Genomic DNA, 25,090 nt, shown 5'->3' with positions numbered 1-25,090 from the left:
CCATGTCCGGCAGTCCCGGCTCCACCCCCGGCATCCGGACCACGGCGAACGATTCATCGATTGAAGGAATGTCCTGAACTGGGAGATCATCTGTCAGCAGAGACCGAACCGTTGATAACGCCCGGGACCGGCAAGACCCACCTCGCCACCGGGCTCGGCATCCGGGCCTGCCAGGCCGGCCACCGGGTCGCCTTCGCCACCGCCGCCCAGTGGGTCACCCGCCTCGCCGAGGCCCACCAAGCCGGCCGCCTGAGCGACGAGTTGACGCGGCTGGGCCGGATCCCGCTGATCGTGGTCGACGAAGTGGGTTACATCCCCTTCGAACCCGAGGCGGCGAACCTGTTCTTCCAGTTCATCTCGGGCCGCTACGAACGCGCCTCGGTGATCGTGACCAGCAACAAGCCCTTCGGACGCTGGGGCGAGGTCTTCGGTGACGACACGGTCGCCGCCGCGATGATCGACCGCCTCGTCCACCACGCCGAGGTCATCTCGTTGAAGGGCGACAGCTACCGCATGCGCGGCCGCGACCTCGGACGGGTTCCCGCGGCCAACACCGGGGAATGACCAACATCAACTGACGCAGTGGGGGTCACTTTTCACCCGTCGGAACTGGGTCACGATTCACGCGTCGCCGACAGAAAGAAGAGCCGGTGGAACCCTACGACGCCTTCGATGCCATCGATCCATTTACTGCCGCGACAAGGGCCTTCGACCGCCTGAAAGGCGCGTTGGCCGGCCCGGAGTCGGCCGCGCTGTCCCATCACGCACTCGAAGACCTCATCGGGCTTCAAGGCCGTGAGCTGCTGCGGCTGCTCTTCCAGAGCCACCTCGATCTGCGGGAGAAGCGGGAGCGGGAACAGATTCGACAGACAACAGACAGGGCGGTCCGTGGTGCGGACGGGCAGGTCCGCCCGCATCGCGAGGTGGGTCACTCCCGCTTGCTGGCTTGCGTGTTCGGCACGGTCACCGTGACGCGGTGCGCCTGGCGGGGCAAGGGCCAAACCAGCGTGCACCCGGCCGACGCGGAGCTTTCGCTGCCCGCGCGCTTGCACTCCCACGGCCTGCGTCGCATCGCCGTCCTCGAAGCCGTCCGCGGCTCCTACGACCAGGCCAAAGAAGCGATCGACCGCAGCTGCGGGAAAGTCCTAGGCAACCGGCAGGCCGAGCAGCTCGTCGTCGCCGCGGCAGCCGACATCGACGCCTTCTACCAGGACAAGGCCCCTCTCCCGTCGACCGCCGCCACCGCGCTCGTCCTTCAGGTCGACGGCAAGGGCGTCGTGATGCGCCCCGAGGCCCTGCGGCCCGCGACATTCAAAGCGCACCAGAGGAAGAGGCGCGCTCTGCGCACCCGGCTGGCACCGGGCGAAAAGCCACACCGCAAACGAATGGCCACCCTGGCCTGCGTCTTTGACACCGATCCCGTTCCGCGCAGGCCCCACGACGTGATCGCTCCGCCCGAGCACGTGATCGCCGCCGCGTTCGACCAGGCCCAAGCCCGACGGGGCCCGCCACCAGCTCGAGCTGATCCAGACCGAAGCCGGCCGGCGCCACCTCGAAGTGCACGTCCTGCTCGACTTCGTCCACGTGGCCGAGTACGTCTGGGGCGCGGCACACTGCTTCCACAAGGTGGGCACGCCCGAAACCGAAGCCTGGGTCGCCAGCCACCTCACCACGATCCTCCACGGCCAGGCCGCCCGCGCCGCCACCGAGATCACCGCTCAGGCCGATCAGACAGGGCTGCGCGGAACCCGGCGCGAGGGAGCAGACGCCTGCGTCCGCTACCTCACCGGCCACCTCGACCACCTCCGTTATGACACCGCGCTCAGCGCGGGCTGGCCGATCGCCACCGGCCCGATCGAAGGCGCCCGCCGCCACTTGATCGGCGACCGCCTCGACATCACCGGCAGCCGCTGCGGCCTGGACGGCGCCGAAGCCGTCCTCAAGCTCCGCGCTCTCATCGACAACGGCGACTTCGACGCCTACTGGCGATACCACCTCGCACGCGAGCACGAACGCCTCTACCCAACCCCCGACCAGCACAACTACCAACTCACGGCCTGATATGGCGCTGATCGAACGGACTGACCCGCCAAAGTAGCCGATACTCCCGCCCCACGTGCAGGTCTCCCGAGGCACTTCCGCCTTCCAGCGCACCTTCAGATGGGCCTGTCAGGCCGATAGCGTGTGGTCGTGACGGACCATTCCTATGACGCGGCCAACATCGAGGTGCTCGAGTTCGATGCCGCCGTGCGCAGACGGCCGGGTATGTACATGGAGTGCCTGACCGCGACGGTCGCCCGTTTCACGCCGCGATGTGGCACCAGCCTACGGAACTGGGCGCCGAGGTAGGTGCGCTTCATCCGGGCGGCGCTTGAACCGGCCATGTACAAAGCAGTCTTGAGCCAGGTGTCGCCGTGCCGGGTCCGGCCGGACATTCGTTTGCCGGCGGACTCGTTGTTGCCCGGGCACATCCCCGCCCAGGAGGCGAGGTGGCCGGCGGTAGCGAACCTGCTCATGTCCACCCCGATCTCCGCGAAGATCACCTGAGCCAGGACCAGGCTGACGCCGGGGATCGTGGCCAGCAGCTCGGCCTGGCGCTGCAGCGGCTGCAGTTGACGAGCGATCTCCTGGCTCAGTTGAGCGATCCGGGCGTCTGCCTGGTCGATCGCCCGCAGCATCGCCGCGACCATGAACGCATGGTGAGCGGTGAAGCTGTTGGTCAGCGCGCGGGTCAGCAGCGGCACCTTCTCCAGCAGGACGCCGCGTAGTCAGACGTGGCTTCCGGCCGTGAGGCCGTACTGCGCCAGAGCCGGCGGCAGGCCGAGACCGTCGCCACCAGCAGCAGCCCGTCGCGGATCAGCAGGACGACTATGCCCGGCAGATTGCTCCGCACGACCTGGCCGAAGCCGACGGGGAATTCGAGCACCGTGAAGAAGCACGCGGCCAGGATGAGCAGCACAGGCCAGCGCTGGACGGTGGAGCGGCTGGTCAGGCAGAGCGCGCCGAGGCCGAGCAGCCAGATCAGGTACTGCGGGCTGATCACCCGGCTGGTGGTGACGAAGACCAGCACCGCGGCGAACGCCGCGTCGTACACCACAACGTCGCTGAAAGTGCGGGCGCGTACCCGCCACCAGATTAGCCAGCAGAAGGCCAGCACCGCGCCGGCCAGTGCGATCCGGGCCGCGGTGGGCACATACGGGCCAAGGAACTCGTACGACCCGTAGTGCAGCCGGGAGGCGCCGTGCCACAGACCGAGCCAGCGCAGGACATGGAACGGCAGGGCGCCCAGCGACTCGATCTCGACGCCGCGCTGACGCTGCTCGGTGAGGAACGCGAACGGACCCCGGGTGAACGCCAGGAACGCGGCGCTGACGCCGACGGTGGTGACCAGCGCCGCCCCCCAGGAGCGGCGGGTCGTGCCGCCCGGCCGCGCACCGGCGAGCACGAGTACCGGCCAGACCTTGACGAGCGCGCCGATCCCGGCCAGCGCGCCCGCCACCCGGGGGTGCCGTGCGGCGGCCAGCAGGGCGGCGACCGCGAGGGCGGTGACCATCACGTCGTAGCGGGCCAGGGCCAGCGGGCCGAGCACGGCGAACCCGGCGACCCACAGCCAGGCGCCGGCCAGGTCCCGGCCGTGGGCCCGCCCGGCCCGCAGCAGCATCGCCAGGACCGTCGCGTCGGCGGCGCAGGCGAGCAGGTAGAAGGCGTGCGAGTAAGTCAGGAACGGCAGCAGTGCCGGGGCGAGGAAGGCCGCCGCCGCAGCGGGCGGGTACTGCCAGGTGACGTCGCCGACCGGAAAGCTGCCGGTCAGCAGCCGTTCGTACCAGCCGTGGTAGATGACGACCACGTCGGGGCGGACGTCGTCACCAGGGAAGCGCAGGGCGCCGAAGAGCGTCAGCAGCAGTACGGCTCGCGTCACCGCCCAGGCCAGCACCGGCATCCATGTCCTTGAGCGACCCGCGGTCACCGTTCCACGCCACCGCACCGTCACGTTTCGGGGCCTCTCCGCCAACCGCCTTATACCGGTCAGACTGCCGGTGTCGGCCCGCATAAAGGTGACATCGCGATGAACATAGTGTGTCATCTTGTTGCACCACCCTGTGAATGACTGCAAGCCAGCGACCACGCTGCCACCCGTCACAGCGCGGCCCGGTTGCCGATGTCGGGGGACTTCGTGCCCGTGCTGGATCAGTTCCTCGGCTGGGCGGCCGGGCTGTCGCCGGCCACCGTGACCCGGCTGACGAAGCAGTGGCAGGACGACCACGCCGCCTTCCAGCAGCGCGACCTCGCCGACAGCGACTACGTGTATGTGCGGGCGGACGGGGTGCACCCCAAGGTGCGGCTCGAGCAGGCGTACTCCTGCGTCCTGGTGCTGACGGGTGTGCGCCTACCTGCTGCGTGACTGCCGCAGGCGCGGTTTGCGCGATCCCGAGTTGGTCGTCGGCGATGGCGCGATGGGCCTGAGGATGGCATGCGGACGCGGCTTCAGGTCGATCTTCGGTCTCAGCAACCTTGATCATCTGGTGTGGCGTCTCCTGCTTCCACTCCGGCAAACCGCCCATCGGATGCCAGGTCCGACGAACCGGCTCATCCCGCTAGCTGGGAACGCATCAGCCCTGATCGGGAAGCCGGTCCAGGACCGTCGACAACGAGGTCAGGTCGGGCAGTTCGGCGGGTCGGCAGGACAAGTCGACGTCCTTGCGGTGGCGTTGCAGGACACCGATCAGGGAGGATGACATGCGAACGCGACCCCTGTTCGTGATCAAAGGCTTCGACACCTTTGATCATCGGGGCCGCGTTCGTCGCCTCCAGTTGGTGCTCTCGGGTTTCACGGGGTGAGTTGTTTGGCGATCCTCAGGAGTTCGGCTTTGTGCAGGTCCTGATCCGTGGTGCCCACGATGAATGTGTAGGTCCCGTTCGTCCATGTCACGGTGTTATTGGAGTCCGGGGTGAGCCGACCGGCCCACCCGTGGATGGACTCCGGAGTTCCTGCGGCACTCACGGTGAGATGTCCGGCGATTTGCGTGATGCTCAAAGACGCCTTCTCCTGGGCGCGGTGGTAGAAACGGGTCCAGGCGGGGGCTGAGTTCCGGCCCCACATGAAGGGTGCCAGCTGGGCATGCTGGACGGGGTCGATCCATTGCACGTCAGTTGTCGGCGCATAGCCTGGCGGGAGATATCGCGGATTTGCCAGCCGCTTCTGGTCGAAGGGGGCGATGGTCCAGCCGTTACCGGGGTCTACCAGCCGCCGTGTCCCCAGCGGTGACTGCAGCCTCGTGCTGATCTGCTCGTCGATCCTGTTGCACTGAGGCCGGAGATCGACACCGCTTTCCTTCAGTACCAGGGTGACGGAATCTCGGGATTCGCTCGCCACCAGTTCGGGCGAGTCCTCCTGGCATGGGGCCCTGCTGTTCAGGGTGGTGATGGTGCGGCCGTCACCGCTCACCAGCACCTCACCCAAGAGACCCTCCCCACGCCTGGGGTCCTTCATGATCGATGCAGTAACGGCAAGGGCGAGAGCAGCCACTACGGCAACGGCCAACATGATGCGCAGGGTCCGCTGGTGCCTTTTCGGGTTCACGGTCGTGCTCCAAGGTGGGCGAGCCAGCTCCCTGGCTTCATTCGATGGGTCTTGCAGCCCTCGGGGCGACACCCCCCGCTTCGCATCACAGGGTTCAACGGCTCGTCCAACCCGAGGTAGAGGAGGGGACGGCAACAAGGTGCTCCTCTTCTCACCAGGCCGTATGGGTTGCGATGAACGTAGCCTGGCTCACCGCCACGGGACCCTCTGCCTCTCACGTGACCCAGACTGACATCCACGCATGACATCAATGACGGCTCCCGGAGGCGTGATCGCAGTGACCGTCCACAGACTGAGGAAAGCAAGGATTCGCCCCGAAGTCCAAGAGCCCACCCGGCCCACAAGGGGCGGGTCGTCTTGTGTACTCCGCCCCGTCACTTGGGGGCCATCGCTGGGCTGTCCCAGGCGTACCAAGGCCGACAGAGAACGACCGTCCCGCTCTGCCCGACCTGATGCCCTGTCCGAGTCGAGCGGCAGGGCCCTGCACGCACAGGGCTGCCATCACCCAGCCGGGGGTTCTACGGCGTCGACCTGAATCCGGTCACCGAATTTCGCGCCCAGCTCGCGCTTGGCCCGCTGCAGGTCGCCGTTAACACCGACCTCCACGACCCCACGGGTGAATCCGAGCTCATCCCCTCCGGTGCTGACGCTGACGATGCGGTAACCGGTGGTGTTTCCCACAAGCGGCACCAGGCGGTCGTGCGTCGCCCGCATCTCCTTCCTGGACCGTGGTGCGTCCTGGAGATCGACGTGCACCCCCAGTCCGAGCCCGGCGAGGGCGGCATTGAAGCGCGAGTCCGGTCTGCGGTAGACGATGAGGCGGTCGCCGGCAGTGTCCACCTCCACCCCCGTATACGTGTCCGGGAAGGAGCCACTCAGTTGTTCGATCGAGTCCGCGGCCCGATGGAGGGCCGCCTCGTTAGCCGGCCCGGATTTGCCCATGGACGGGTGGGCGACGGGGCTCGAGCCAGTAGACGGGGTGCCGGTCCGCGGAAGTTTGGACGGTGCGGCGGACACCATGCCCGCGGGGGCGCCGGCGGACTGCCGACTATGCTGCCCACAGGCGGCCGTGAGCAGGACAGCCGTCGCGGTCAGACTTATTCCGATCGCGCGCACGGATGCATGGGCGTGTGGCATGGGCGGGCCCTTACTTCGACAGGTCAGGGAATAGAGCTGGTTGACGTCGGGAGTTGCGGGATGTCACCGCGCCTCCGGAGGCGCCCGGATCGATGGCGACGCGGAGATTTCGGCGATCGTACCGTTCGGTCCATTTGCTAGTCGCACGCTCCTTGTCGGTCAAGGGCGGCCCGGAGTGCCAGGGTGGGGGCGGGAGGCGCCGACACGGTCGAGCAGAGCAGCGGTGACGACACACCCCGCGACGATCCAAGCTTTCGCGCGACGTGGCAGGCACGCCCCGTGCCCGATGAGACTCAAGTTCTCTCCCTCGTGCTGGTCCGCCGCCACGGTGCCAGACGACACAGAACCAGCGCAACAGACCTCAGCCATCGCTCTGATGGCAGCCCGGGCAGAGGAGAGGCCGCCACGTGTCACGTGGCGGGTCCGGGGACCGCGGGACCCGATGCGACAGCGCTGGCGGTATGGACGGAAGCGCGGCGACAGCCAACCAGGGTGAAGCCACCCACCGGCGGATGCGCCTCGGTCCTGCTCGCACCTGACTGACTGGGCCGTCTCCGGGCCGTGCGAGGCGAACCAACGCTAACCAACGTTGACAGGCGACGATACGGGCTAAACCGGCCCTAGATCGCAGCTTCGCGTCAAATTATTTCGCAATAGATAAGGTTGCTCATTTCCGACACGCATTTCGACGCTCACGATTTCCTTACCTGCGAGCCCCGTGGGTGCCTGATAGCGTGCGCCAAGATCGATTGCGAATCGTGTAATCGATCTTGGTGAACCATCTCTTGGGGGGAAATCATGAGTGGCAGAACCACCAAACGCCGGGTACGAGGGGTCCTTGCTGTCTCGCTACTGGCAGCAATCCCGCTCGTGGCCACGAGCCTCGCTGACGCCTCTCCGTCTGCAATCCCCGGGGAAGCCGCCAAGGTTGCCGCCAATCAGACTGCTGGCGGTCCCCCGCCGGGGACATCTCTCCAAGACATCCAGCAGCTGAACAACCAGCGGGTCCTCGACAAGATTGCCGACCAGATCACGGGAGGAAAGGGCGAGGCCGTCCTGGCTCAAATCCCAGGGTTCACGGATGCCGAGGTCATTCCGGCGCAGATGCACATTCGCCTGCATTGGAAAGGCGAAGTACCGGCCTATGTCAAGAGGATCCTCGCGTCGCTTCCGTCCGGCGTTACTGCTGAGGTCCTGCCCGCCAAGTATTCCAAAGCAGAGCTTCACGCGGCTCGGGACAAGCTGATCTCGAACCGCAAGCTCAAGAATATCGCTTCGAACTTGACTTCGGTCCCCAGTCGCATCACCAGTATCGCGCCCGCCGTCGACGGAAGTGGGCTGGACATCGGCTACGACGAAGACCGGGGAGTCGGCCAGCGCGACGATCACGATCGTCTCACGCCCACCGCGCGGCAGGACAAAACCCGTGAGGTCAAGGCCGCCGCCGACGGTGAAACCGGCGTGGAAACGCACGTCCGGTACAAACCTCTGGCCATCGATGCCTCAACCCGCCAGGTGGACTCCGCGCCTTGGTGGGGAGGAGCGGGCCTTCAGACGCCAGGCGGCACCATCTGCTCAACCGGGTTCGGCGTGACGACGGCGGACGGGCGGAAACTCATCACGACCGCCTATCACTGCGGTAATGGAAGCTTCCACACCTGGGGATACGGCGGAAACGGCCCACATAATTACGTCGGCTCGACGAGCTCTGCGGATCAGGCCAGCTCCAACGACGTTTCTGGCCTCTCTCCCGCACCGGGCGTCTTGACCGGCAGCCACGTCTACGACGGCGCCTGGGACGACATGAACGGGTACTCGAAGGCCGTCTCGGGATGGGAGCACAACTATAGAGGTGACAAGGTATGCACATCCGGCGCCAACGGAGGTGTGCACTGCGGCATCACCATCGCGAAGGTTGATACAACTGTCGTGGGTAGCAACGGCATCCTTCGGCCGGACGTCGATTTGGCGTACGCAAGCACCGGCGGCATCGCCGCGGTCAACGGGGACAGTGGCGGTCCAGTGTTCAGCGGCACCGCAAGTGGCTATACCACCGACGCAGCTCGGGGAACGATCACCGCTCTCGACACCACAACGGACTGCAATGGTCAGTCCACTGCGGACTCCTGGCAGCGGACCCCGTGGTGTTTTAACGGGTTGTATTACGTGCCTATCTCTGTGATCCTGGCCGACAAGAGCTGGACGCTCAACACCAGCACCAGCTGATCCACAAGGCTTCACGGCCCGTCACCGAGGTTCGTCACTCGATGGCGGGCCACCTGTGTCGCCCAGCCCCTCCAACAGGGAAGGGCGACTTCAAAGTCGAGTTGATCTTGTAGATGTGCTGGTCACGGGTACGTGATGATGGCTGGTGGGTGCGTCACGCACGCAAAGAAGTAAACGCGTGCACGGGCCGTCGACTCCCGCTGTTCCAGCTCTTCGATCAACGAGCCCATCGACGCTCCCAAGGTCCTGCCGAGACCGTAGGAGACGACCGCCTCTCACCGCAGCCCTACCGGACAACTTCCCTGCTCAGCACTTCCCTACAGAAGAGCTACACCCAATTCCTATGGCGGCTCACCCTCGCCTGCGCGGGGAGGACTGCATGACGACTCCCACGCTTCTGATCCCCGACGGCTCACCCCCGCCTGCGCAGGGAGGACTTCTTGTTGGTCCAGCCTCCACCCCAAGGATCGTCAAGCGCTGTTCCGGGGATGTTCGCCGTGAGCATTTCGGCGATGCAGCTGCGCAGCCCGACGCCGGTGGGGTCGACCCAGGTGAGCCATGGCACCGGCTGGAGCAGGTCGTCGTATTGACGGATGCCGGGGTCGGTGAGGAGGGTGCGGAGCTCGTCGGGGGCGGGGTCGGTTATCAGGCACAGCCAGGCCAGGCCGGCGCCGATGCGGACCTCGGGCGGTCGTCCGGGATCCGACCACAGGTCCCGGGCCCAGCTGGGAGCGTGTTCATCCTGGTGTTGGCGGGCGAGTTGGGCGATCGCCAGGATCAGGCTCACCCGGACCACCGCATCGTCTTCCTTCGCCAGCCTGAACTGCAGAGCCGAGGAGACGTGTGAGAGCTCGCCGGTCGCGGCCGCCAGGACGTAGGCGGTCACGGAGCGGACCTCGGGGTCGGGGCCGGAGAGAAGGGGGAGCAGAAGGTGCAGGTCGTCCGTGACGGCCTGACGGGCGGCCTGAATCGTCCAGTCCACCGGGCACATCGTGCTGCCCTCGATCATCAACGGCTCCTCGGCGACCTGGAGCAGGCCTTCCCGCGATCCGTCCCCCATGTGCTGACACCGGCCGATCTCGGCGACCAGGCGAAGGGTTCGGGCACGGAGTTCGGGGCGCCCGGTCGCCGCGATCCGGAGCAGGAACGGCACCGCCAGTGCTCCCACCGCGATCGTGCCGCCCTGGTGGTGAAGATTCATCCAGAGCTGCCGCAAGGCCCTGTCGGCAGCTTCGGCGTCTCCGGAGTCGAGCGTCGTGAGGAGTCCGGGGATCTCCTCGCCCGGGCCGTAGAAGTGCCGGAACCGCTGCCAGGGGACCTCGTCGTACCTGAACCCGTCCTTGACCACCCGCGAGATCGCGCCCACGGCCGTCTGTACGTCGCAGTCCGTGCCGACCCACCGTTCCGGCCAGCCAGCCCAACGGTCATCGTCCATGGCTTGGCCTTCCAGACCACCGACAGCATCCGAACCCCGGGAGTTTAACGACCGGTGATCAAGAGGCGGACCGCTTCTGCCGCACTCCGGTGGCACCGCACCACAGCGACGTCATTTGGCGTGCGAGGTCCTTGCCTGCCGGATCGTATGGAGTGGTGCTTGGGGTGGTGAGGGGCGAGGTCCCCCCGTCCAACCCCTGGCCAACGACGGGCGCAGCCTGCCCTGGTGCGGGGAGATTTTCCGTTCAGACCCTAGTAGGGCTTGGTCAGGTCTGTATTGGTGCTGGTATGTCGCGGTGGCAGGTCGGGCAGGCGCCGGTCCAGACCGCGAGCAGTGTCTGTAGCTCGCGGACGACCTGGTAGAGGCTCAGGCCGACGCCGTGTCTTTTGGGGCCCGGGCCAGTCGTTGCAGAGTGCAGAAGGCATGTGCGACAGAGACAAGGGTGACGTGGTGGTGCCAGCCGCCCCAGGTCCGGCCCTCGAAATGGGCCAGGCCCAGGGCCTGCTTCATCTCCCGGTAGTCGTGCTCGATGCGCCAGCGGAGCTTGGCGAGCCGGACCAGCGTGGTCAGGGGCATGCCGGAGGGCAGGTCGGACAGCCAGAACTGCACCGGCTCGGGCTCACCGGCAGGCCATTCGGCCAACAGCCAGCACTCCGGCAGCTCCGGGCCGTCAGTGGCCTGCCGAACCTCGCGTCCGGCAGGCCGGACCCGCAAGGCCACAAAGCGGGAGTACATCCGCTTGCGGCCGGAGCGGCCGGTGCCAGGCCGGGAGCCTTCACGCCACTGCACCGGCCGAGCTGCCTTCCGCCCCGCCGCGATGACCAACTCCTTCACCGACCGTGGCTTGTCGGGATACTTGGCCACCGGCGGGCGTCCGGTCCCGGAGTACGGCTCGGCCACCGGCACCGCGCCGGCGGGCTGAGCCGACAGCGTGGTGGAGATCCCCACCACGTAATTCAGGCCGCGGGCCTGCAGTCCGTGGCGGAACGCGGCAGCGTCGCCGTATCCGGCGTCCGCGACGGCCAGCGGCACCTCGATCCCCCACGAGCGGGTCTCGTCGAGCATGTCCAGGGCCAGCTGCCACTTCTCCACATGCCCGACATCGTCCGGGATGCCGCAGGCGGTGCGGCGGGCGATCTTGTCCGCATCGGCCTTCGGTGAGGCGGGATCCCAGGTCCGGGGCAGGAACAGCCGCCAGTTGACCGCCGCCGAGGCGGTCTCGGACGCGAGGTGGAGCGAGACGCCGACCTGGCAGTTGGTGACCTTGCCCGCGGTGCCGGTGTACTGCCGCGACACGCATGCCGAGGCAGTCCCGTCCTTGAGGAACCCGGTGTCGTCGAAGACCAGGGCTTCCGGCCCGATCACCTTCTCCATCCGCCAGGCGAGCTGGGCCCGGATATGTGCCGGGTCCCAGGGGCTGGTGGTGATGAAGTTGGCAAGCGCCTGACGATTGCCGTCCTCCCCGAGCCGGGCGGCCATCGGCTCGACCGACTTACGCTGCCCGTCGGTCAGCAGCCCCCGCAGATAAACCTGCCCCCACCGGCGCTGATCCTTGCGCGCGAACGGCTCGAACACCTCCGCCGCGAACGCCTCCAACTCACCACGCACCACAGCAATCTCGTCCGGAGTCACACACTCTCAACGCCACACCGGGCCGACAGGACACGCACCACCACAACCGACCTGACCAAGCCCTACTAGGGCGTCCGCGGCTCGGCGCCGGCGACATCGCGGGCTCTTCGACGTCGTCGGCCTGGACGGCCCGGAGGGGAGCCGCATGCGCTGATGGCGCGAGGCCTGCAGCTGACCGGCGAGGGCACGGACGAGTGCACGCAATATCAAGTGATCTTGCACGGCATGTCAACTCCGTCGCGCGGGCCGTTGGCATCTTCTACGGGGGTGCTTGGCAGCGACAGGCCTTCACTCGTGTGACGAGCCGGTCTGCCGGATGCCCGCACCCAATACCACAGCCCTGGAACGTTTTGAATGGAGCACCGTGAGTATGAGCATGATCCGCAGGCTTGCGACGGCCGCCGCGGCGGTCGGTCTGGCCGCATCCGCCCTCATCGGCACCGCCGGAACCGCATCGGCGGCCGCGGGCCAGAGCTTTCTGTACCGGGGTGAGGCCCTGCACGTCGGGCAGATGATCTATCGGTACTCCCCCCAAGGCTGGCAGATCCAGCTCGTCATGCAGAGCGACGGCAACCTGGTCGAGTACCTCCGGTTCGACGACGGCAGCCGCTATGCCTGCTGGGCGACGAACAGCTGGGGCTCCGGGGACAACAACTGGGCGGTCTACCAGACGGATGGCAACTTCGTGGTCTACAACAGCAGCGGCGGCGTGGTCTGGGCCTCGAACACCCAAGGGGGTGGGGGCTCGACCGTCGACATGAACTCGAACGGCGTCCTCTACGTCGGCACCAAGGCCATCAACAACGGCTGCTGACGTCATCGGGAACATCCGTCCGCGGGCAGTCGTAAGCCCGCGGACGGATGCGCTGATCGTCAGAATGTTCAAGGCCGGGGGAGCGAGTGAACCTGGATGACTCCCCGTCACATGCTGGAGCCTGGTGGGCGCCATCGCCTCCGCGAGCGCCTGGGTCGGCATTCCCCAGGGCGGCCCGCTCGCGCGCGGCAGTCGCTGGCTTCGGGCCAGGGCCTGTTGTGAGAGTCCTGGTCACAGCCATTCGTTGAGAGCTGCGATCAGTACTGTCGCTTCGGAGCGGACGGCGAGTTTGTCATACCGGGTGGCGACGGCGCGGTGGCGCTTCAGGCGGTTGCTGCCGGCCGCGGCCGAGCACGCCCAGCAGCGGCGCCACGAAGTGGACCGGATCTGGCGCCAGCGTCTGGAGCGGTCCGACTGTGCCGCTGACCGGGCCCGCTGCCAATATCAGCTGGCTGAACCGGAAAACCGCTTGGTCGTGCGCGAGTTGGAGTGGGCCTGGGAAACCGCGCTGGCCGATCGGTAGCACCGACCTCCCGGCCGTGCGGCAGGCGCCCACCACGACGGACAACGGACCGCAAACAGCTGATGCGACACCTGATCGACAAGGTCCGCGTGAGTGTCATCGACGACAGCGAACGCGTCGCCGTCCAGATCACCTGGGCCGACGGCCACCGCAGCGACGGCGAGACCGTCCGCCCCGTCGGCCGCCTGGACCAGCTCAGCTACTTCCCTCAACTCGCCGCCCGCGCACGGGAACTGGCCGCCGCTGGACAGGCCGCCCCCGCCATCCCCAAGCCTCCACGACCTCAAGCACCTCCGGGACGCACAGCGCCCGGAACTCGGTAGGGCTGAGTCCGTACGCCTCGCGGAAGGAACGGCTGAAGACCACTGATCCGCTAAAGCCCCAGCGGGCGGCTATGGCGCTCACATGGCGGGCCCGGAGACCGGGGTCGGCGAGGTCGCTGCGGCACTGCTCGAGGCGGCGTCGGCGTATCCGGGCGCGGACGCTCTCGCCCTGGTCGTGAAAGAGCTGATGGAGAGTGCGCACCGATATGTGGTGGTGGGCGGCGACTGCCGAAGGATTCAGCTCCGGGTCGCCGAGGTTGTGCTCGATGAAGGTGTGGATCCGCTGCACCAGCGCCTGCGTCCGGACTTCGGCAGGAAGCTGGTCCTCGGTGTCCAGGTGCTGGGCCAGGCAGGCCGTCGCGAGGTCGACGGCGACCGTGCCGAGACGACGTAGCTCTTCCGGAGTGCATTCGGCGCCGTGGTCTTCGAGTGAGGTCATGAAGGCCGCCAGGATCGCGGCCATGCCCCGGTCGCCCGGGATGCGGCGGGCCAGCACCTGGTCGAGGCGCTGGGTGCGGAGCGGCATGATGTTCCGGGGCAGCAGCAGGATCGTTGCCTGCACCTGGCCGCCCGCGGCGGGCATCTGGTTGTAGGAGGGGCGCGAGGTGTCCCAGAGCATGAGGTCACCGGCTCCGATGGTGCACTCGTTCCGGTGCTGCGACAGCGACGTGGCTCCCTTGCGCAACAGGGCCAGCTGGTACTGCTCCGGGTCGCCACGCCGGATCATCGCGGCCGTGCGCCGAGAGCGCAGGGGCGACAAGGAGAATCTCGACGCACGGATGTCCCCCAGGTCCAGCACTGCGGCCTCGCCCTGGAATTCGGCGGGCCGCTCACTGCTGAGCGCGGCGGGCATCACCTCACGCGAGACGATGTCGGAGTACCAGTCGAACCGTTCCCTCGCCGGTACCGCACCCGTTGACACCACTGACCACATCCAGCGCCCCCTATTGGATCTCTTCGACAAGAACCAGGATGCAGCAACAGAACCGCTGCCCGCCGTCCGGCGCGACGTGTGCGCGCTCACCCTGGCCTGGTACATGGCCGGGCGGGCCTCCGAACCGGCCGGGCTGAACATCCGGGAAGTCGCCGAGGACGTCGCCGAGCTCGTCGGCCCGGAAACGGGCGAGCTGCTCGAACTGCCCGCGCTGGTCATCACGCTGCACCGGTCCAAGACCAACCCGCACGGCCGCACCACGGACGTGGTGCGGATCGTGGCGCAGGACGACAAGACGTGTCCGCTGGCCGCCTGGCGGCAGTGGCGTCAAGTGCTGGCGGCCGCGGGCGTCGAGCGTGGGCCGCTGCTGCGGCGGGTGAAGAACGACAAGCTGACCACCGCCGGGCGGCCGCCCAGGGACCCGGCCCGGGCGGGCGGCATCGGGGACCGCACGATCCGCAACCTGATCCGCGACACCGCGGCGGCCGCCGGGCTGACCCGCGAACTCACCGCCGCGGAACGGCGGCTGCTGTCGACGGCCGCCGAGGCGGAGGACCTCGCCGCGCTCGATGACGCGGCCGAGCGGGAGGCCCTGGCCGCCGAGCGGCGCCGCCAACAGCGGCTGCTGCGGCAGTCGTTGCGCCGTTACTCCGGGCACAGCATGCGGCGCGGTCAGGTCCGCCACCAGCAAAGGCTCGGCGTCCCGCGGCACATCATCGAGACGACCAACCGCTACCGGCCCGGCTCCAAGGCCCTCTCCCGCTACCTCGACGGCCTGGTGTCCTGGCAGGACAACCCCACCGTGCTGATGCGGCAGCAGGGCCGGGCCGCGCCCCCGGGCGGCCGCGCACCGTGTGACCGGCCTCACGCGGAAAGCGGGCGGGAGGGGTTGCGAGGCTAACTACCCGCTCCTCCAAGTTCGGTGCTGCTCGCCGACCGGCGGGCGCACCGACTCATTGCCGGAGGCCTTCGCATGCCGTCCTCGCCCACCCCGCCGCCCGACCGGACCGCCCTCGCGGTCGCTGCACTCGGCGCCGCGCTCGCCGTCCGATGAGGCGGCGGCGCGCTGCGCGCGTTCCCGTAGTGGCAACCGGGGTGATCGGTGGCGGGTCCGCCGTCGGGGTCTAGGTGGCCGACGGCGTCGGCTCCGGCGAAGAGGCCTCCTCGAGGACCTGCCGCAGATCGGTGTACATCCGCAGCCGCACGCCGGGCTGGCCGGCATCCCGGGTGGTGCGCTCGGCGGTCGAGGTCCCCCGGGTCCGGGCGATCGCGGCCTGGAAGGCGAGGAGGGTGCCATCGTCGAAGCCCGCGACTTCTCTGAATTTTGGGCTGTCTCCCTGATCTTGCCGGGCTCGGCGCAGAGGGCAGGGCTAGGTGCGGGCGCAGTTCTGGGTCACTGTGTCAGCGAAGGCGCGGGCGAGGGGAGACAGGGCGTCCCATTTCCGTACTGCCCAGCCCGCTGACAGGGCGGGAATGGCCGGGATGGGGATGAAGCGCAGGGAGGGGTGACCGGGGCCGCGCCAGCCGGGGAGGGCGGGTACTACGGCGTGGCCGAGGCCGAGTTCGGCCAGGAGTATCGCTGTGTCCCAGTCGGCGACGCTGGTGTCCGAGGTGATGTGGATGCCCGACTCCGTGAAGATTGCGTCGAGCCGGGCCCGTGAGGTGGAGTTCTCGGGGAGCCGGATATGCCGGATGTCCGCGAGGTCCTCCAACTCAATCCGGCTCCGGGTTGCGAGTGAGTCGTCGGCATGGACGGCCAGTACCCAGGGCAGACCGATTACGGGGCGCTGCTCGATGCCGCGCACGGGCGCGCCGATGGTGATCCAGGCCAGGTCCAGGTCGTGGGCGGCCAGTGCGTCGAAGCAGCTGCGGCTGGAGTTCTCTGTCTGAAACTCCAGGCTGACCTGGGGGTATCGGCGCCGGAAGTCGACGACGGCCTCGGACATGAAGTGCCGCACGGTGGTGGCACCCGTGGTGATGCGTACCGACCCGCCGTCGCCGCGCACAAGATCCGCGAGACGCCGCAGCGCCAGGTCGAGGCCCGCGATGCCGTCGGCGGCGGCTGCCTGCAGGAGCCGGCCGGCCTGGGTGGGCACCACGCCACGCGGATGCCGCTCCACCAGGCTGGCACCGATCTCGCGCTCCAGCCGCTTCACATGCTGGCTCACCGCGGACTGGGTGCAAGACAGCTCCCGGGCGACAGCACTCAGGCTGCCGACGCGACACACGGCAACGAACACGCGCAGATCATCGAGGGTCATGAGGATAGAAGTTATTGCTTAGACCTACGCAAGAAAACCCTAGGATTGACTTGGAGATTGGCCACCGCGAAGATCTTCATCGGATCCAGGGCGGCAACCCGGACCGCGCGACGGCGCGTTCCGGGTGCCGACCCACCCATGTACGACGCCTCGGCTGTTCGAACCGTGCTCCGGTCTGCCGGGCGGCGACATCTCCTGCGCCAACTCTTGCGTCTTCTCCTGCGGCATCTCTTGCGACTTCTCTTGCGCGAGCCTCGCCGACGCCGCCGCATCCTTGCAGGTCACCCCCACCGTACGGGCGTGGTCGGGGCTCTGACATCCCCGTTGCGACCGCTTTTGCCCATGCCCTGGCTGGAGTTAGAGGAGAGGGAGAGCAGCAATGGGCGGCGCGGCTGCTGCCGGGGATCGGGGCGTGCTCGCTGGTGTTGCGCGCCGGGCGGGGCCGCCGCGCCGGGGCCGCCGACGGTGCGGCGGCCGGGGGCAGGAGTCGTCGGGGGCGGAGTCGGTGATGTGGTCGAAGCCATGGAGCAGAGGCGTCAGCTCCTGCGCTGCTCCGCACAGCCGGGTGCCTGGATGTTCTGCCGCGTCCAGGGCGCGGTCCACATTGAGCAGCGGCGCGCCCGCCGGCGCTTCCTCGCAGTCCGGTGTGTGCAGGACAGAGCGGGCCGGGCCGCGGCCGTCGCGCAGCTTCGCAAGCACCCACCCCGAAGGCCGGCGTCCCCCGAGGACCTCCCGGACCACCGCCTGCGGTGACCGCTCCAGCTTCTCGGTGACGACCTGGTCGTAGTCGACGCCGTCGACCGGCCGTACGTGGTCGGGGGCGCGCACCCACACCCGGTACTCCGCCGCCTCCACACCGCCGTCCAACCGGTGGAGAGGCAGTATTCCGACGTGCGCTATTCGGGGATTCAGGAACACCGTCCCTTCTCAGCAAAGTTTGTCAGTGACAAGTCGTGACAACGAGAGGTTTCGTAGACAGGCGGGTCCCTGACCACCTGGGCGGCCATCAGCCTGATAGCCCACCGTCTGGCACGCCGACCCAATGCACTCTCCGGACCGTCCACACGAGCAGTGAACCCCCTCCGTCGGCAGCTTGAACCCATCGGCGACAGACCTCAGAGTCGAGAAGCTGGCCGGATAGGCCGGTCCATGGCCTGCCATAATTGGGCGATCTGCTCCAGGGGTGGGGCTGACCAGCTGGGGAGGGGAGGGGACATGGCTCTGTTCAGACGCCGTACGAGCGACGGACCGGACTGGATTACGGATCTGCCTGGCAAGAGCAGGACGACGCGGAAGTTCTTCCAAGCCCTCGTTCAGGAGTACTTGTACTGGATTCAGAGGTCGCAAGGCGTCACTATCACCTCGGCGCCCGCGGGGACGTGGGGCCAGGTGGACTGGCTGGCTCTGGCACACAAGGGCTGCATGAACCGAGTTGGGCGCACGATCCGCGGCGTCAACATCCTCGCCCCGGAGATCCAGGATGCGATCCGCATCGCTACGGATCAGTTCGCGGCGCACCACGGCGTCCGAGGCAGCTTGGTCCGGGTCTGGGCGTTTGCGAAGCCGCTTAATGAACGCTTCGCATCAGGCTGGCAGCGTTCCGAGCTGTTTCGCATTGCCTGGTGGGAAGAGCGACCCGTCGCCTTCGCCTGCATCTTGCACCCCGCGAAGGAAGGTGAGCCGCTGATCGACGGGGTGCTGATCTTTGATCACGTCACTTACGAGTTCACACCTGACGCCGAAAGCCAGCCGCAGGTTGTGTGGCACAGAAGGCAGGTCCGCGACGCAGAAGAGCCGCACCTCGGCGCTACCGTTCTCCACCTGAATCGATCCACGGGCTATTCCCGCGCTGACATTGCCTCATCGATTCCGGTCATCCTGGAGACCCAGGCTGGACCGCTCTTTACGGCTCACAGCAGGCATACCCCTCGCGGGAGGCAGCGCCGCGACTGGGGTTCTGTGGGCTGACGCGAAGTCTGGCGTGGATGATGCACGCCCGCAGACATGCCCTGGGCTACGAACGGCTCGTCCAGCACTCCGAGAGCCAGGTCACCTGGGTTGCGATCACGCTCATGCCCCGTCGACTCACCTGGCCAAGCGCCGCAGCAGCGCGTCCCTGACCTCCGGTTCGCACCACGCGTCAGCCGGGGCGAACGCAACGGCTGACCATTCGCCTAGGAGCTGTCCGGCCGATCATTGGTCGGTGCGCACGGTCTGCGGCTGTCTGCGCGGTCCCATAACCTGCGGCCATGACCACCGAGAAGTACCTCTCGACGATTGACGCGTTGGCCGGGCAGCCGTTCCCGGAGGTGACCTATGTCGACGCCTCCGGGGGAGGTGGACCAGAGCATCATGTGCGCGAACTGCAGGTCAGTCGGGACTTCTGGGATGACGACGACGGACAGGCATGGGTTGAGGCTGAAGCCGAACTGCAGGCATGCCTCGACGACCTGGCCGCAAGCCTGACGACTCGATGGGGCAATGCGTTCGTCGTGGACCTCGGACCCTATCTCAGTGCTGGCTGCGAGGGAGAGCCGGTGCCCGAGCCGGTCGACTACCTCAGCCAACAGGCCGTGAGCATGCAGGTGTGGCCGCTCCCCGACAGCGGTCGTTGGCTCGCGCTGGCGATCGGACAGGCCGACAAGGAGCTGCCACTCATCCTGTTTGCTGCGGTCGGCCAGGCTTCCGCACTCGACTTGAACACGAGTGGCCGGTCATGAGCGGAGCCACACGATGACAGCTGCAGCTGAGACAGTGCCGAGGAACACATAGCCGCGCTTGTCATACCGCGTAGCCACCGCACGGAAGTTCTTGATCCTGTTCACGGCTCGTTCGACGGCGTTGCGCTTCTTGTACCGCTCCTCGTCGAACCCCGGTGGCCGTCCGCCTCGTGATCCCTTGCGCAGGCGGGCGGCCCGGCTGTCGGCCTTCTCCGGGATAATGTGCCGGATGCCGCGCCGCCGCAGGTACTCGCGGCAAGGGCCGTTGCTGTAGCCCTTGTCTGCTGCGACGCTGTCCGGCTTCTTGCGAGGCCGGCCCGACCCAGGCCGGGGGACCCGGATCTTCTCCAGCACCAGCGCGAACTGGGTGCAGTCGGCCCGCTGCCCCGGTGTGACGATCAGGGACAACGGGCGGCAGCGGCCGTCCGCGGTCAGGTGGATCTTGCTGGTGAAGCCGCCGCGCGAACGCCCCAGGCCCTCGCCTCCTGCACCACCTCCACCAGCCGGTCGACGAGGCTGCGCCACGGAGTTTCGCCCTGGTGTTCCAGCGGCTCGCCCCCCTTTGGGACGGCGAGGGCCGGCGGCGGGTCGGTGCGGGCGCCGGCCGCGTGCTGGTGCGCGCGCACGATGGCGGAATCCACCGAGACATCCCAGTCGATCTCGCCCACCGCGTCGGGCTCAGCCTGGACCTGCTGCAGCAGCCGTTCCCAGGTGCCGTCCGCAGACCAGAGCCGATGGCGCTCATAGACCGTTTTCCACGGCCCGAACCGCTCCGGCAGATCACGCCAGTGCACCCCGGTCCGCACCCGGTGCAATATCCCGTCGATCACCTGCCGGTGGTCACGCCAGCGCCCGCACCGACCATTGCTGACGGGCAGGAACGGCCGCAACCGTTCCCACTCCGCGTCCGACAGATCACCGTGTTCACCCCGCCCCATACACGGGACAACGATCCGATCAGGCGACAGTCACATGATCGGCCGGACAGCTCCTAGTCTTTGATCACCGCACCAGGGATCAGAATCTCGCGTTTTGTACTTCTGCCACCCGCGCACGAGGGCCTGTAGGGGGCATCGAGTGGTCTCCCGGCAACAGGTTCGGCGACTGGATGGATGCCCGGCTTCTGGTTCCCGGATGGCTGATGGACCGGTTCACAGAGGACTTGCTTGCGCGGATCCGGGACACCCTCTTGCCGATCGCCGAGCGGAACGGCGTCAAAGAGCGGAGTCAGCCTCTCGAACATGCGGGCGGGGAAGTTGACGCCGCTGGTGGGGAATTACGGGCTCTGTCGGAGATCTTGTGACGGGGCTGGTAATTTCCCAGGCGCCCGACAGGTCGGTCGGCATGTTCCGGTAGAACAACGACGCCTCACAGCTGATCACGGCGACGCTACTGCCGGCCTGCACTCGGCGCGGCCGGCCGTCGACCCCATGGCTTGAAGACGGACAGGATGACGTTGGCGAGATACAACAGGAGCGCGACGGCCGGGACGATCACCATGTTGTAGCGGATGAATCCCAGATCCATGGCTGAGATGGGGCCCACCGGATGGCGGGCCACCGCATCCGCCGCGTCGTGCAGTCTGGCAGTGAGGGCGAAAATCGAGGCCACCGTCGCCGCCAGGGTCAGCCAGAACTTGGCACTGACCCAGTAGTACCGAAACAGGCCCCACGGCGTGGCGAGCGCCAGCATCACACCGCTGACCAATGTGAGCAGGCTCAGCGGGATGATCAGAGCGTTCCCCAGCATCCCCATGGCCCGGTAGGCGGTCCGCAGGGTGTCGGCATTGTTCGTCGCCAGCGCCGTCGTCCCCAGGGTGAGCAGGCAGAGCATCAGGGCCAACCAACTGACAGAGACGACCACATGCACGACGACCACGCTCTTACGGGCCGTCTGAGGCAACCGGTGGCCTGAACGGCGTTGTGGGCCGCCGCCAGCGGACGTCGTCACCGTCGATGATCGGGCGGAGGGGGGCATAGATACCTCAATCGGGTCAGGGTCACAGGCAGGCGGCCAGGCTCGCCCTTCTGACCGTCCAGGGCGTCCGTCGGCGGAAGTAACTCCCGCTGCTCCGACGCGAGTACGGTCGGCACTCCGAGCAGTTCAGCGGATGGATCTGTACGCCACCGGGAGTACGCCCTCGGCCTTCCTGGGCGGGACGTCCCACAGGAGCCGCTCTGTGATGGTGAAGACAGCGGGGCCGGGACTTCCGCTCCGCCGTCACCACTTACCTCAGGAGGGTCGCCGCCGTGACCACCGCCACGCTCACCCGCACGAGCGCCCAGCGCCGGGACCTTGGCGCTCTGACCGGCGTGTTGTACGTCCTGTTCTTCGTGGCCAGTCTCGTCATCGCCGGGGCGCTGGGCCCGTCCGGCACGGTAACGCCGTACTCCAGCGACGCCGAAGTACAGGCGCATCGGCTGAAGGATCCAGCCACTCTGGAGAACCTCTTCCGCATCCTCGGCCTGCTCCAGGGGCTGTCTGCCCTCGCGCTGCTGGCGTTCGTCCCCTGTCTGACCGCGTTCGTCCGCAGGTACGGCAGCGACGCCCGGGCGGGCATGGTCCGCGCGCTGGCCACCGTCGCCGGAGCTCTCCTCCTGCTCTCCGCCAGCACCACCTGGGTTCTGGCTCAGATCAGCTCCAAGGCGGAACTGTCCACGTATCGGGCCGTCTCGGACCTGTCCTTCATCACCGGTGCCGGCCCGGCCATCGCCGCACTTGGCGTGGCGGTCTTCCTGGTCGCCGCGACGGGACGCGCCAGCCACGCCTTGCCCGCCTGGGTCACGTGGGGCGGCATGGTGATCGGGGTGGCCAGCGCATTGTCGATGAGCTCGCTCGTCGCCGAGGGCGGCTCGGTCTTCATCCCGGTCGGTCGTTTCCTTGGCTTCGTCTGGTTCGTCGCGCTCAGCGTGTTGCTGTGGCGGCGCGGTGGGCGAACGGATGATCTCACCGGTTCCACCACGCCGCGGTATCTGTGAGGCCGACGTCGAGCAGGAGCGTGGAAACCGAATCTGTGGTCACCGTCGGCGGCCGTGGTCCGCATGGGGAAACAGGCGCTGTCGGAGATCTTGTAACCGATGCGCGGTCATGGGCTGTGAAGGATGCGTTTGCGGAGAAGCCGGAGGTGCGCGCGACCGAATCCCATGCGCTTGAGGAGCTTGGCTCTGGTGAGAGCTCCCCCTGGCTATCGACGCAGAGCGAGTCCGCGAGCGCAACGGACTACTTCACCGCATGGGGACGGCCCGACGACAACAGGACGGGCGAAGCACTGGCCTCGCTCGCGACCGAGCGCCCCCGGCTGGTGGGCCTGTTCACCACCGCAAGCATGGTCGCCGCCATCAACAGCATCGTCGCAGGTGCCGGTGTCGTACTCGCCGGGGTGCTGCTCACCGGCGAGAGCCACGCCGTCGTGCTCGTGTCACTGGGACTAACTGCCGCCGTGCTCTGCATGGTGGCCTTCTACCGCTACCAGGACTCACGCTATCAAGCCCTGCGAGAGCACGGCGGAAAGGATTGAAATGATTTTGGTGACGGGTGCGTCCGGTCACGTCGGAGGCGAACTGGTCGAGTTGCTCGCCGATCGGGGACGGCAGGTGCGGGCGTTGGTCCGCGACCCCGCCGATTCCGGCGTACGGCCTGGAGTGGAGGTCGTGGGTGGTGACCTGAACCGACCCGAGAGCCTGTTCGAGGCCCTGCGCGGCGTGGACGGGGTTTTCCTGCTGGGCGGCTTTTCCGACATGTCCGGGGTGCTGGCGCGGGCGAAGGCGGCGGGCGTGGGCCATGTCGTGCTGCTGTCGTCGCGGTCGGTGGTGGGTGGTCATCTCGACAACGCCGTGGTCGGGATGCACATGGGCTCCGAGGCGGCGGTGCGCGAGTCCGGCATCGACTGGACCGTACTGCGGCCGAGCGGTTTCATGTCCAATACGTTCGAGTGGGTGGGGCAACTCAGCGCTGGGGACGTCGTACGCGCTCCCTTCGCCGACGTGCCGATCGCCACGATCGACCCTTACGACATTGCCTCGGTCGCGGCCGCCGTGCTCGGCCGCGCGGAGCACTTCGGCCAGAACCACCCGCTCAGTGGCCCGGCCGCGCTGCTCCCTGCGGACCGCGTCGAAATCCTGGCCAAGGTCCTCGGTCGGCCGCTGCGCTTCGAGGGTCAGCCCGACGGCGAGGCCAGAGACGAGATGAGCCGCACTATCCCGGCCAAGTACGTCGAGGCATTCTTCCGGTTCTTCGTGGACGGCGAGTTCGACGACACCCCGGTTCTACCGACCGTTGAGGAACTCACCGGTCGACCGCCGCGCACCTTTGAGGAATGGGCCGCAACGCACGCCAAGGCCTTCCGCTGACGCACTCCGGACGCGCCGACGCCACCCCTGCCGTTCTCCCCGAACTTCCCCAAGCCCTGCACCTCGTCAGCGAACTCCTCAACACCTGATACAGGCAGATCGGCGCTGTGGACGGATCACCACCGTCCGGACCGGCCCCGCACCGCGGGCTCAGCCGCCTCGCAGGTATGGCACCAGCGGCGTCGCCATCGCCTTTCCGGAGGATGACCTGCCGTTCCCATGGATCCGCGACCGGGTCGCACTTCCCGGCCGTCATACCGAGAGAACAGAGAGAAGCAAGATCATGAGCGTTTGGTTCATTACCGGCGCCTCCCGCGGCTTCGGCCTGGAGATCGCCCGCGAGGCGCTGAACCGCGGCCACCTGGTCGCCGCCACGCGCGCGCCGTACCGTCGGCATCGGTGACCTGCTGCCCGACGCGGGTGACCGGCTGCTCACCCTGGACCTGGACGTGACCGACGAAGCACAGGCCAAGCGGACGGTGGACGCCGCCGTCGAGCACTTCGGTCAGATCGACGTCGTCGTCAACAACGCAGGCCAGGGTTTGCTCGGCGCGGTCGAAGAAGCCTCGGACCAGGCAGTTCGCGCTGCCTTCGACGTGAATGTCTTCGGCGCCCTGAACATCCAGCGCGCCGTCCTGCGCAATCAGCGCTCCGGGCACATCGTCAACACCAGCTCGGTCGCCGGCGTGGTCGGGATCCCCGGCTGGGGTCTCTACAACGCGACCAAGTTCGCCATGGAGGGCTTCAGCGAGGCCATGTCCCTTGAGCTCGCCCCATCCTGTAGACCGTTCGGGTGACATTTGGCCGTCGTCGAGGAGCCCGTCGCAGCCGAGCGCCGCCGCTCAGCGCGGCATCGTGCAGCAGATCCTCGGTGGCCGTGCCCCGAAGGTCCTCCGGCCGACGGCGGGACCCCGCGAGCAGGTGTACACCGCGTACGGCGGCCTCACCGCCGACAGCATCCGCAAGCCGTGCACTGAAGCTGGCCAACCAGCTGTCTCCCGGAACCGATCTGCTGATGGTCGCTCGCGCCTACCGGTTCGAGCGGGAGCACACGGACCAGGACCGGCCCGCGCCGGTGGGTCCCTTTGAGCCATCCCCTCGTGCGTGGTACTGCGGTTGCAGGGAAGGTTGGGGTCAGGGCAGACAAAGGGCGGG

The 25,090-nt window shown here is 67.6% G+C and carries 22 protein-coding genes and 5 pseudogenes; 13 read left to right on the top strand and 14 right to left on the bottom strand.

Annotated features, from left to right (window positions below; genetic code table 11):
* Window positions 1-111: 111 nt before the first annotated feature.
* Both FNV62_RS06370 and FNV62_RS06365 read left to right on the top strand, forming a co-directional pair.
* Entirely contained in the window at window positions 112-564 is a 453-nt protein-coding gene (locus FNV62_RS06370; RefSeq protein WP_413083818.1) for an ATP-binding protein, read from the top strand.
* An 86-nt stretch (window positions 565-650) separates the two neighbouring features.
* Window positions 651-2,061, top strand: a pseudogene (locus FNV62_RS06365) (ISKra4 family transposase).
* A gap of 143 nt (window positions 2,062-2,204) precedes the next feature.
* Here FNV62_RS06365 and FNV62_RS06360 read toward each other — a convergent pair.
* Both FNV62_RS06360 and FNV62_RS06355 read right to left on the bottom strand, forming a co-directional pair.
* Window positions 2,205-2,744, bottom strand: a complete 540-nt coding sequence (locus tag FNV62_RS06360) for a transposase (RefSeq protein ID WP_225900173.1) — start codon at window positions 2,742-2,744, stop codon at window positions 2,205-2,207.
* Complete coding sequence (locus tag FNV62_RS06355) at window positions 2,732-3,940, bottom strand: glycosyltransferase 87 family protein (protein ID WP_225900172.1); 1,209 nt, start codon at window positions 3,938-3,940, stop codon at window positions 2,732-2,734. Before FNV62_RS06355 ends, FNV62_RS06360 begins: the two co-directional genes overlap by 13 nt.
* A gap of 222 nt (window positions 3,941-4,162) precedes the next feature.
* Between FNV62_RS06355 and FNV62_RS06350 the strand changes: the two are divergent.
* A pseudogene (locus tag FNV62_RS06350) lies at window positions 4,163-4,460 on the top strand (transposase); the annotation flags it as partial.
* Between the two features lie 150 nt (window positions 4,461-4,610).
* On the opposite strand, the gene FNV62_RS57005 reads toward FNV62_RS06350, so the two are convergent.
* The 3 genes from FNV62_RS57005 to FNV62_RS06340 all read right to left on the bottom strand — a co-directional run bounded on the left by FNV62_RS57005 (window position 4,611) and on the right by FNV62_RS06340 (window position 6,421).
* Entirely contained in the window at window positions 4,611-4,739 is a 129-nt protein-coding gene (locus FNV62_RS57005) for a hypothetical protein (protein ID WP_263986835.1), read from the bottom strand.
* A gap of 89 nt (window positions 4,740-4,828) precedes the next feature.
* A complete protein-coding gene (locus FNV62_RS06345; protein ID WP_144314799.1) occupies window positions 4,829-5,581 on the bottom strand; it encodes a hypothetical protein in 753 nt (250 codons plus the stop codon).
* A gap of 501 nt (window positions 5,582-6,082) precedes the next feature.
* On the bottom strand, window positions 6,083-6,421 hold the full coding sequence (locus tag FNV62_RS06340; protein ID WP_144314798.1) for a hypothetical protein: 339 nt from the start codon (window positions 6,419-6,421) through the stop codon (window positions 6,083-6,085).
* A gap of 1,167 nt (window positions 6,422-7,588) precedes the next feature.
* Here FNV62_RS06340 and FNV62_RS06335 point away from each other — a divergent pair.
* The gene (locus FNV62_RS06335; protein ID WP_225900171.1) at window positions 7,589-8,944 is read left to right on the top strand and encodes a S1 family peptidase; all 1,356 of its coding nucleotides are present in this window, start codon (window positions 7,589-7,591) and stop codon (window positions 8,942-8,944) included.
* A 412-nt stretch (window positions 8,945-9,356) separates the two neighbouring features.
* Here the strand turns inward: FNV62_RS06335 and FNV62_RS55430 are convergent, their stop codons facing one another.
* Window positions 9,357-10,379 carry a hypothetical protein gene (locus tag FNV62_RS55430; protein WP_225900170.1) on the bottom strand — a complete coding sequence of 341 codons (1,023 nt, stop codon included), beginning with the start codon at window positions 10,377-10,379 and terminating at the stop codon, window positions 9,357-9,359.
* Between the two features lie 366 nt (window positions 10,380-10,745).
* The gene (locus FNV62_RS06320) at window positions 10,746-12,011 is read right to left on the bottom strand and encodes an IS701 family transposase (protein WP_143612542.1); all 1,266 of its coding nucleotides are present in this window, start codon (window positions 12,009-12,011) and stop codon (window positions 10,746-10,748) included.
* 364 nt (window positions 12,012-12,375) lie between these two features.
* Between FNV62_RS06320 and FNV62_RS06315 the strand changes: the two genes are divergently transcribed.
* Window positions 12,376-12,825 (top strand): hypothetical protein, encoded by a 450-nt coding sequence (locus tag FNV62_RS06315; RefSeq protein WP_164331601.1) that lies wholly within the window; start codon window positions 12,376-12,378, stop codon window positions 12,823-12,825.
* A gap of 231 nt (window positions 12,826-13,056) precedes the next feature.
* Here FNV62_RS06315 and FNV62_RS55425 read toward each other — a convergent pair.
* Both FNV62_RS55425 and FNV62_RS06305 read right to left on the bottom strand, forming a co-directional pair.
* Window positions 13,057-13,158: pseudogene (locus tag FNV62_RS55425) on the bottom strand (IS5/IS1182 family transposase); the annotation flags it as partial.
* Window positions 13,159-13,543: 385 nt separating this feature from the next.
* Window positions 13,544-14,605 (bottom strand): helix-turn-helix domain-containing protein, encoded by a 1,062-nt coding sequence (locus FNV62_RS06305; protein WP_143614237.1) that lies wholly within the window; start codon window positions 14,603-14,605, stop codon window positions 13,544-13,546.
* 13 nt (window positions 14,606-14,618) lie between these two features.
* Between FNV62_RS06305 and FNV62_RS06300 the strand changes: the two genes are divergently transcribed.
* Window positions 14,619-15,506 carry a hypothetical protein gene (locus FNV62_RS06300; RefSeq protein WP_143607143.1) on the top strand — a complete coding sequence of 296 codons (888 nt, stop codon included), beginning with the start codon at window positions 14,619-14,621 and terminating at the stop codon, window positions 15,504-15,506.
* Window positions 15,507-15,729: 223 nt separating this feature from the next.
* Here the strand turns inward: FNV62_RS06300 and FNV62_RS55420 are convergent, their stop codons facing one another.
* The 3 genes and pseudogenes from FNV62_RS55420 to FNV62_RS06290 all read right to left on the bottom strand — a co-directional run.
* Window positions 15,730-15,966 (bottom strand): DUF6207 family protein, encoded by a 237-nt coding sequence (locus FNV62_RS55420; protein WP_143611051.1) that lies wholly within the window; start codon window positions 15,964-15,966, stop codon window positions 15,730-15,732.
* A 9-nt stretch (window positions 15,967-15,975) separates the two neighbouring features.
* The gene (locus FNV62_RS06295; RefSeq protein WP_143607141.1) at window positions 15,976-16,866 is read right to left on the bottom strand and encodes a LysR family transcriptional regulator; all 891 of its coding nucleotides are present in this window, start codon (window positions 16,864-16,866) and stop codon (window positions 15,976-15,978) included.
* 498 nt (window positions 16,867-17,364) lie between these two features.
* Window positions 17,365-17,730: pseudogene (locus FNV62_RS06290) on the bottom strand (DUF6233 domain-containing protein); the annotation flags it as partial.
* 351 nt (window positions 17,731-18,081) lie between these two features.
* Here FNV62_RS06290 and FNV62_RS06285 point away from each other — a divergent pair.
* The 3 genes and pseudogenes from FNV62_RS06285 to FNV62_RS06280 all read left to right on the top strand — a co-directional run bounded on the left by FNV62_RS06285 (window position 18,082) and on the right by FNV62_RS06280 (window position 19,586).
* Complete coding sequence (locus FNV62_RS06285) at window positions 18,082-18,834, top strand: hypothetical protein (RefSeq protein ID WP_143614233.1); 753 nt, start codon at window positions 18,082-18,084, stop codon at window positions 18,832-18,834.
* Between the two features lie 2 nt (window positions 18,835-18,836).
* Window positions 18,837-18,956 (top strand): annotated as a pseudogene (locus FNV62_RS57900) (IS5/IS1182 family transposase); the annotation flags it as partial.
* Between the two features lie 159 nt (window positions 18,957-19,115).
* Window positions 19,116-19,586, top strand: coding sequence for a hypothetical protein (locus FNV62_RS06280; RefSeq protein WP_144314796.1), 471 nt, complete (start codon window positions 19,116-19,118; stop codon window positions 19,584-19,586).
* On the opposite strand, the gene FNV62_RS06275 is transcribed toward FNV62_RS06280, so the two are convergent.
* A protein-coding gene (locus FNV62_RS06275; RefSeq protein WP_225900169.1) for an IS5 family transposase occupies window positions 19,581-20,524 on the bottom strand; the annotation gives its coding sequence in 2 pieces (ribosomal slippage) (window positions 19,581-20,177 and window positions 20,180-20,524; 942 coding nt in all). The genes FNV62_RS06280 and FNV62_RS06275 overlap by 6 nt on opposite strands.
* A gap of 451 nt (window positions 20,525-20,975) precedes the next feature.
* Window positions 20,976-21,464, bottom strand: coding sequence for a DUF2269 domain-containing protein (locus FNV62_RS06270; protein ID WP_225900168.1), 489 nt, complete (start codon window positions 21,462-21,464; stop codon window positions 20,976-20,978).
* Between the two features lie 371 nt (window positions 21,465-21,835).
* Between FNV62_RS06270 and FNV62_RS06265 the strand changes: the two genes are divergently transcribed.
* From FNV62_RS06265 to FNV62_RS06250, 4 genes are all read left to right on the top strand, one after another.
* Window positions 21,836-22,564: a hypothetical protein gene (locus FNV62_RS06265; protein ID WP_143614231.1), complete on the top strand. Its 729-nt coding sequence runs from the start codon at window positions 21,836-21,838 to the stop codon at window positions 22,562-22,564.
* Between the two features lie 20 nt (window positions 22,565-22,584).
* On the top strand, window positions 22,585-23,103 hold the full coding sequence (locus FNV62_RS06260; protein ID WP_143614229.1) for a hypothetical protein: 519 nt from the start codon (window positions 22,585-22,587) through the stop codon (window positions 23,101-23,103).
* A 1-nt stretch (window position 23,104) separates the two neighbouring features.
* The gene (locus FNV62_RS06255; RefSeq protein ID WP_143600264.1) at window positions 23,105-23,935 is read left to right on the top strand and encodes an NAD(P)H-binding protein; all 831 of its coding nucleotides are present in this window, start codon (window positions 23,105-23,107) and stop codon (window positions 23,933-23,935) included.
* A 449-nt stretch (window positions 23,936-24,384) separates the two neighbouring features.
* Window positions 24,385-24,732, top strand: a complete 348-nt coding sequence (locus FNV62_RS06250; protein ID WP_240361190.1) for an SDR family NAD(P)-dependent oxidoreductase — start codon at window positions 24,385-24,387, stop codon at window positions 24,730-24,732.
* Window positions 24,733-25,090 lie beyond the last annotated feature (358 nt).

Source organism: Streptomyces sp. RLB3-17 (assembly GCF_007113425.2).
GTDB lineage: Bacteria > Actinomycetota > Actinomycetes > Streptomycetales > Streptomycetaceae > Streptomyces > Streptomyces mirabilis_D.
Note: the sequence above shows the minus strand (reverse complement) of the source record. Positions and strands in the feature narration are given on the sequence as shown.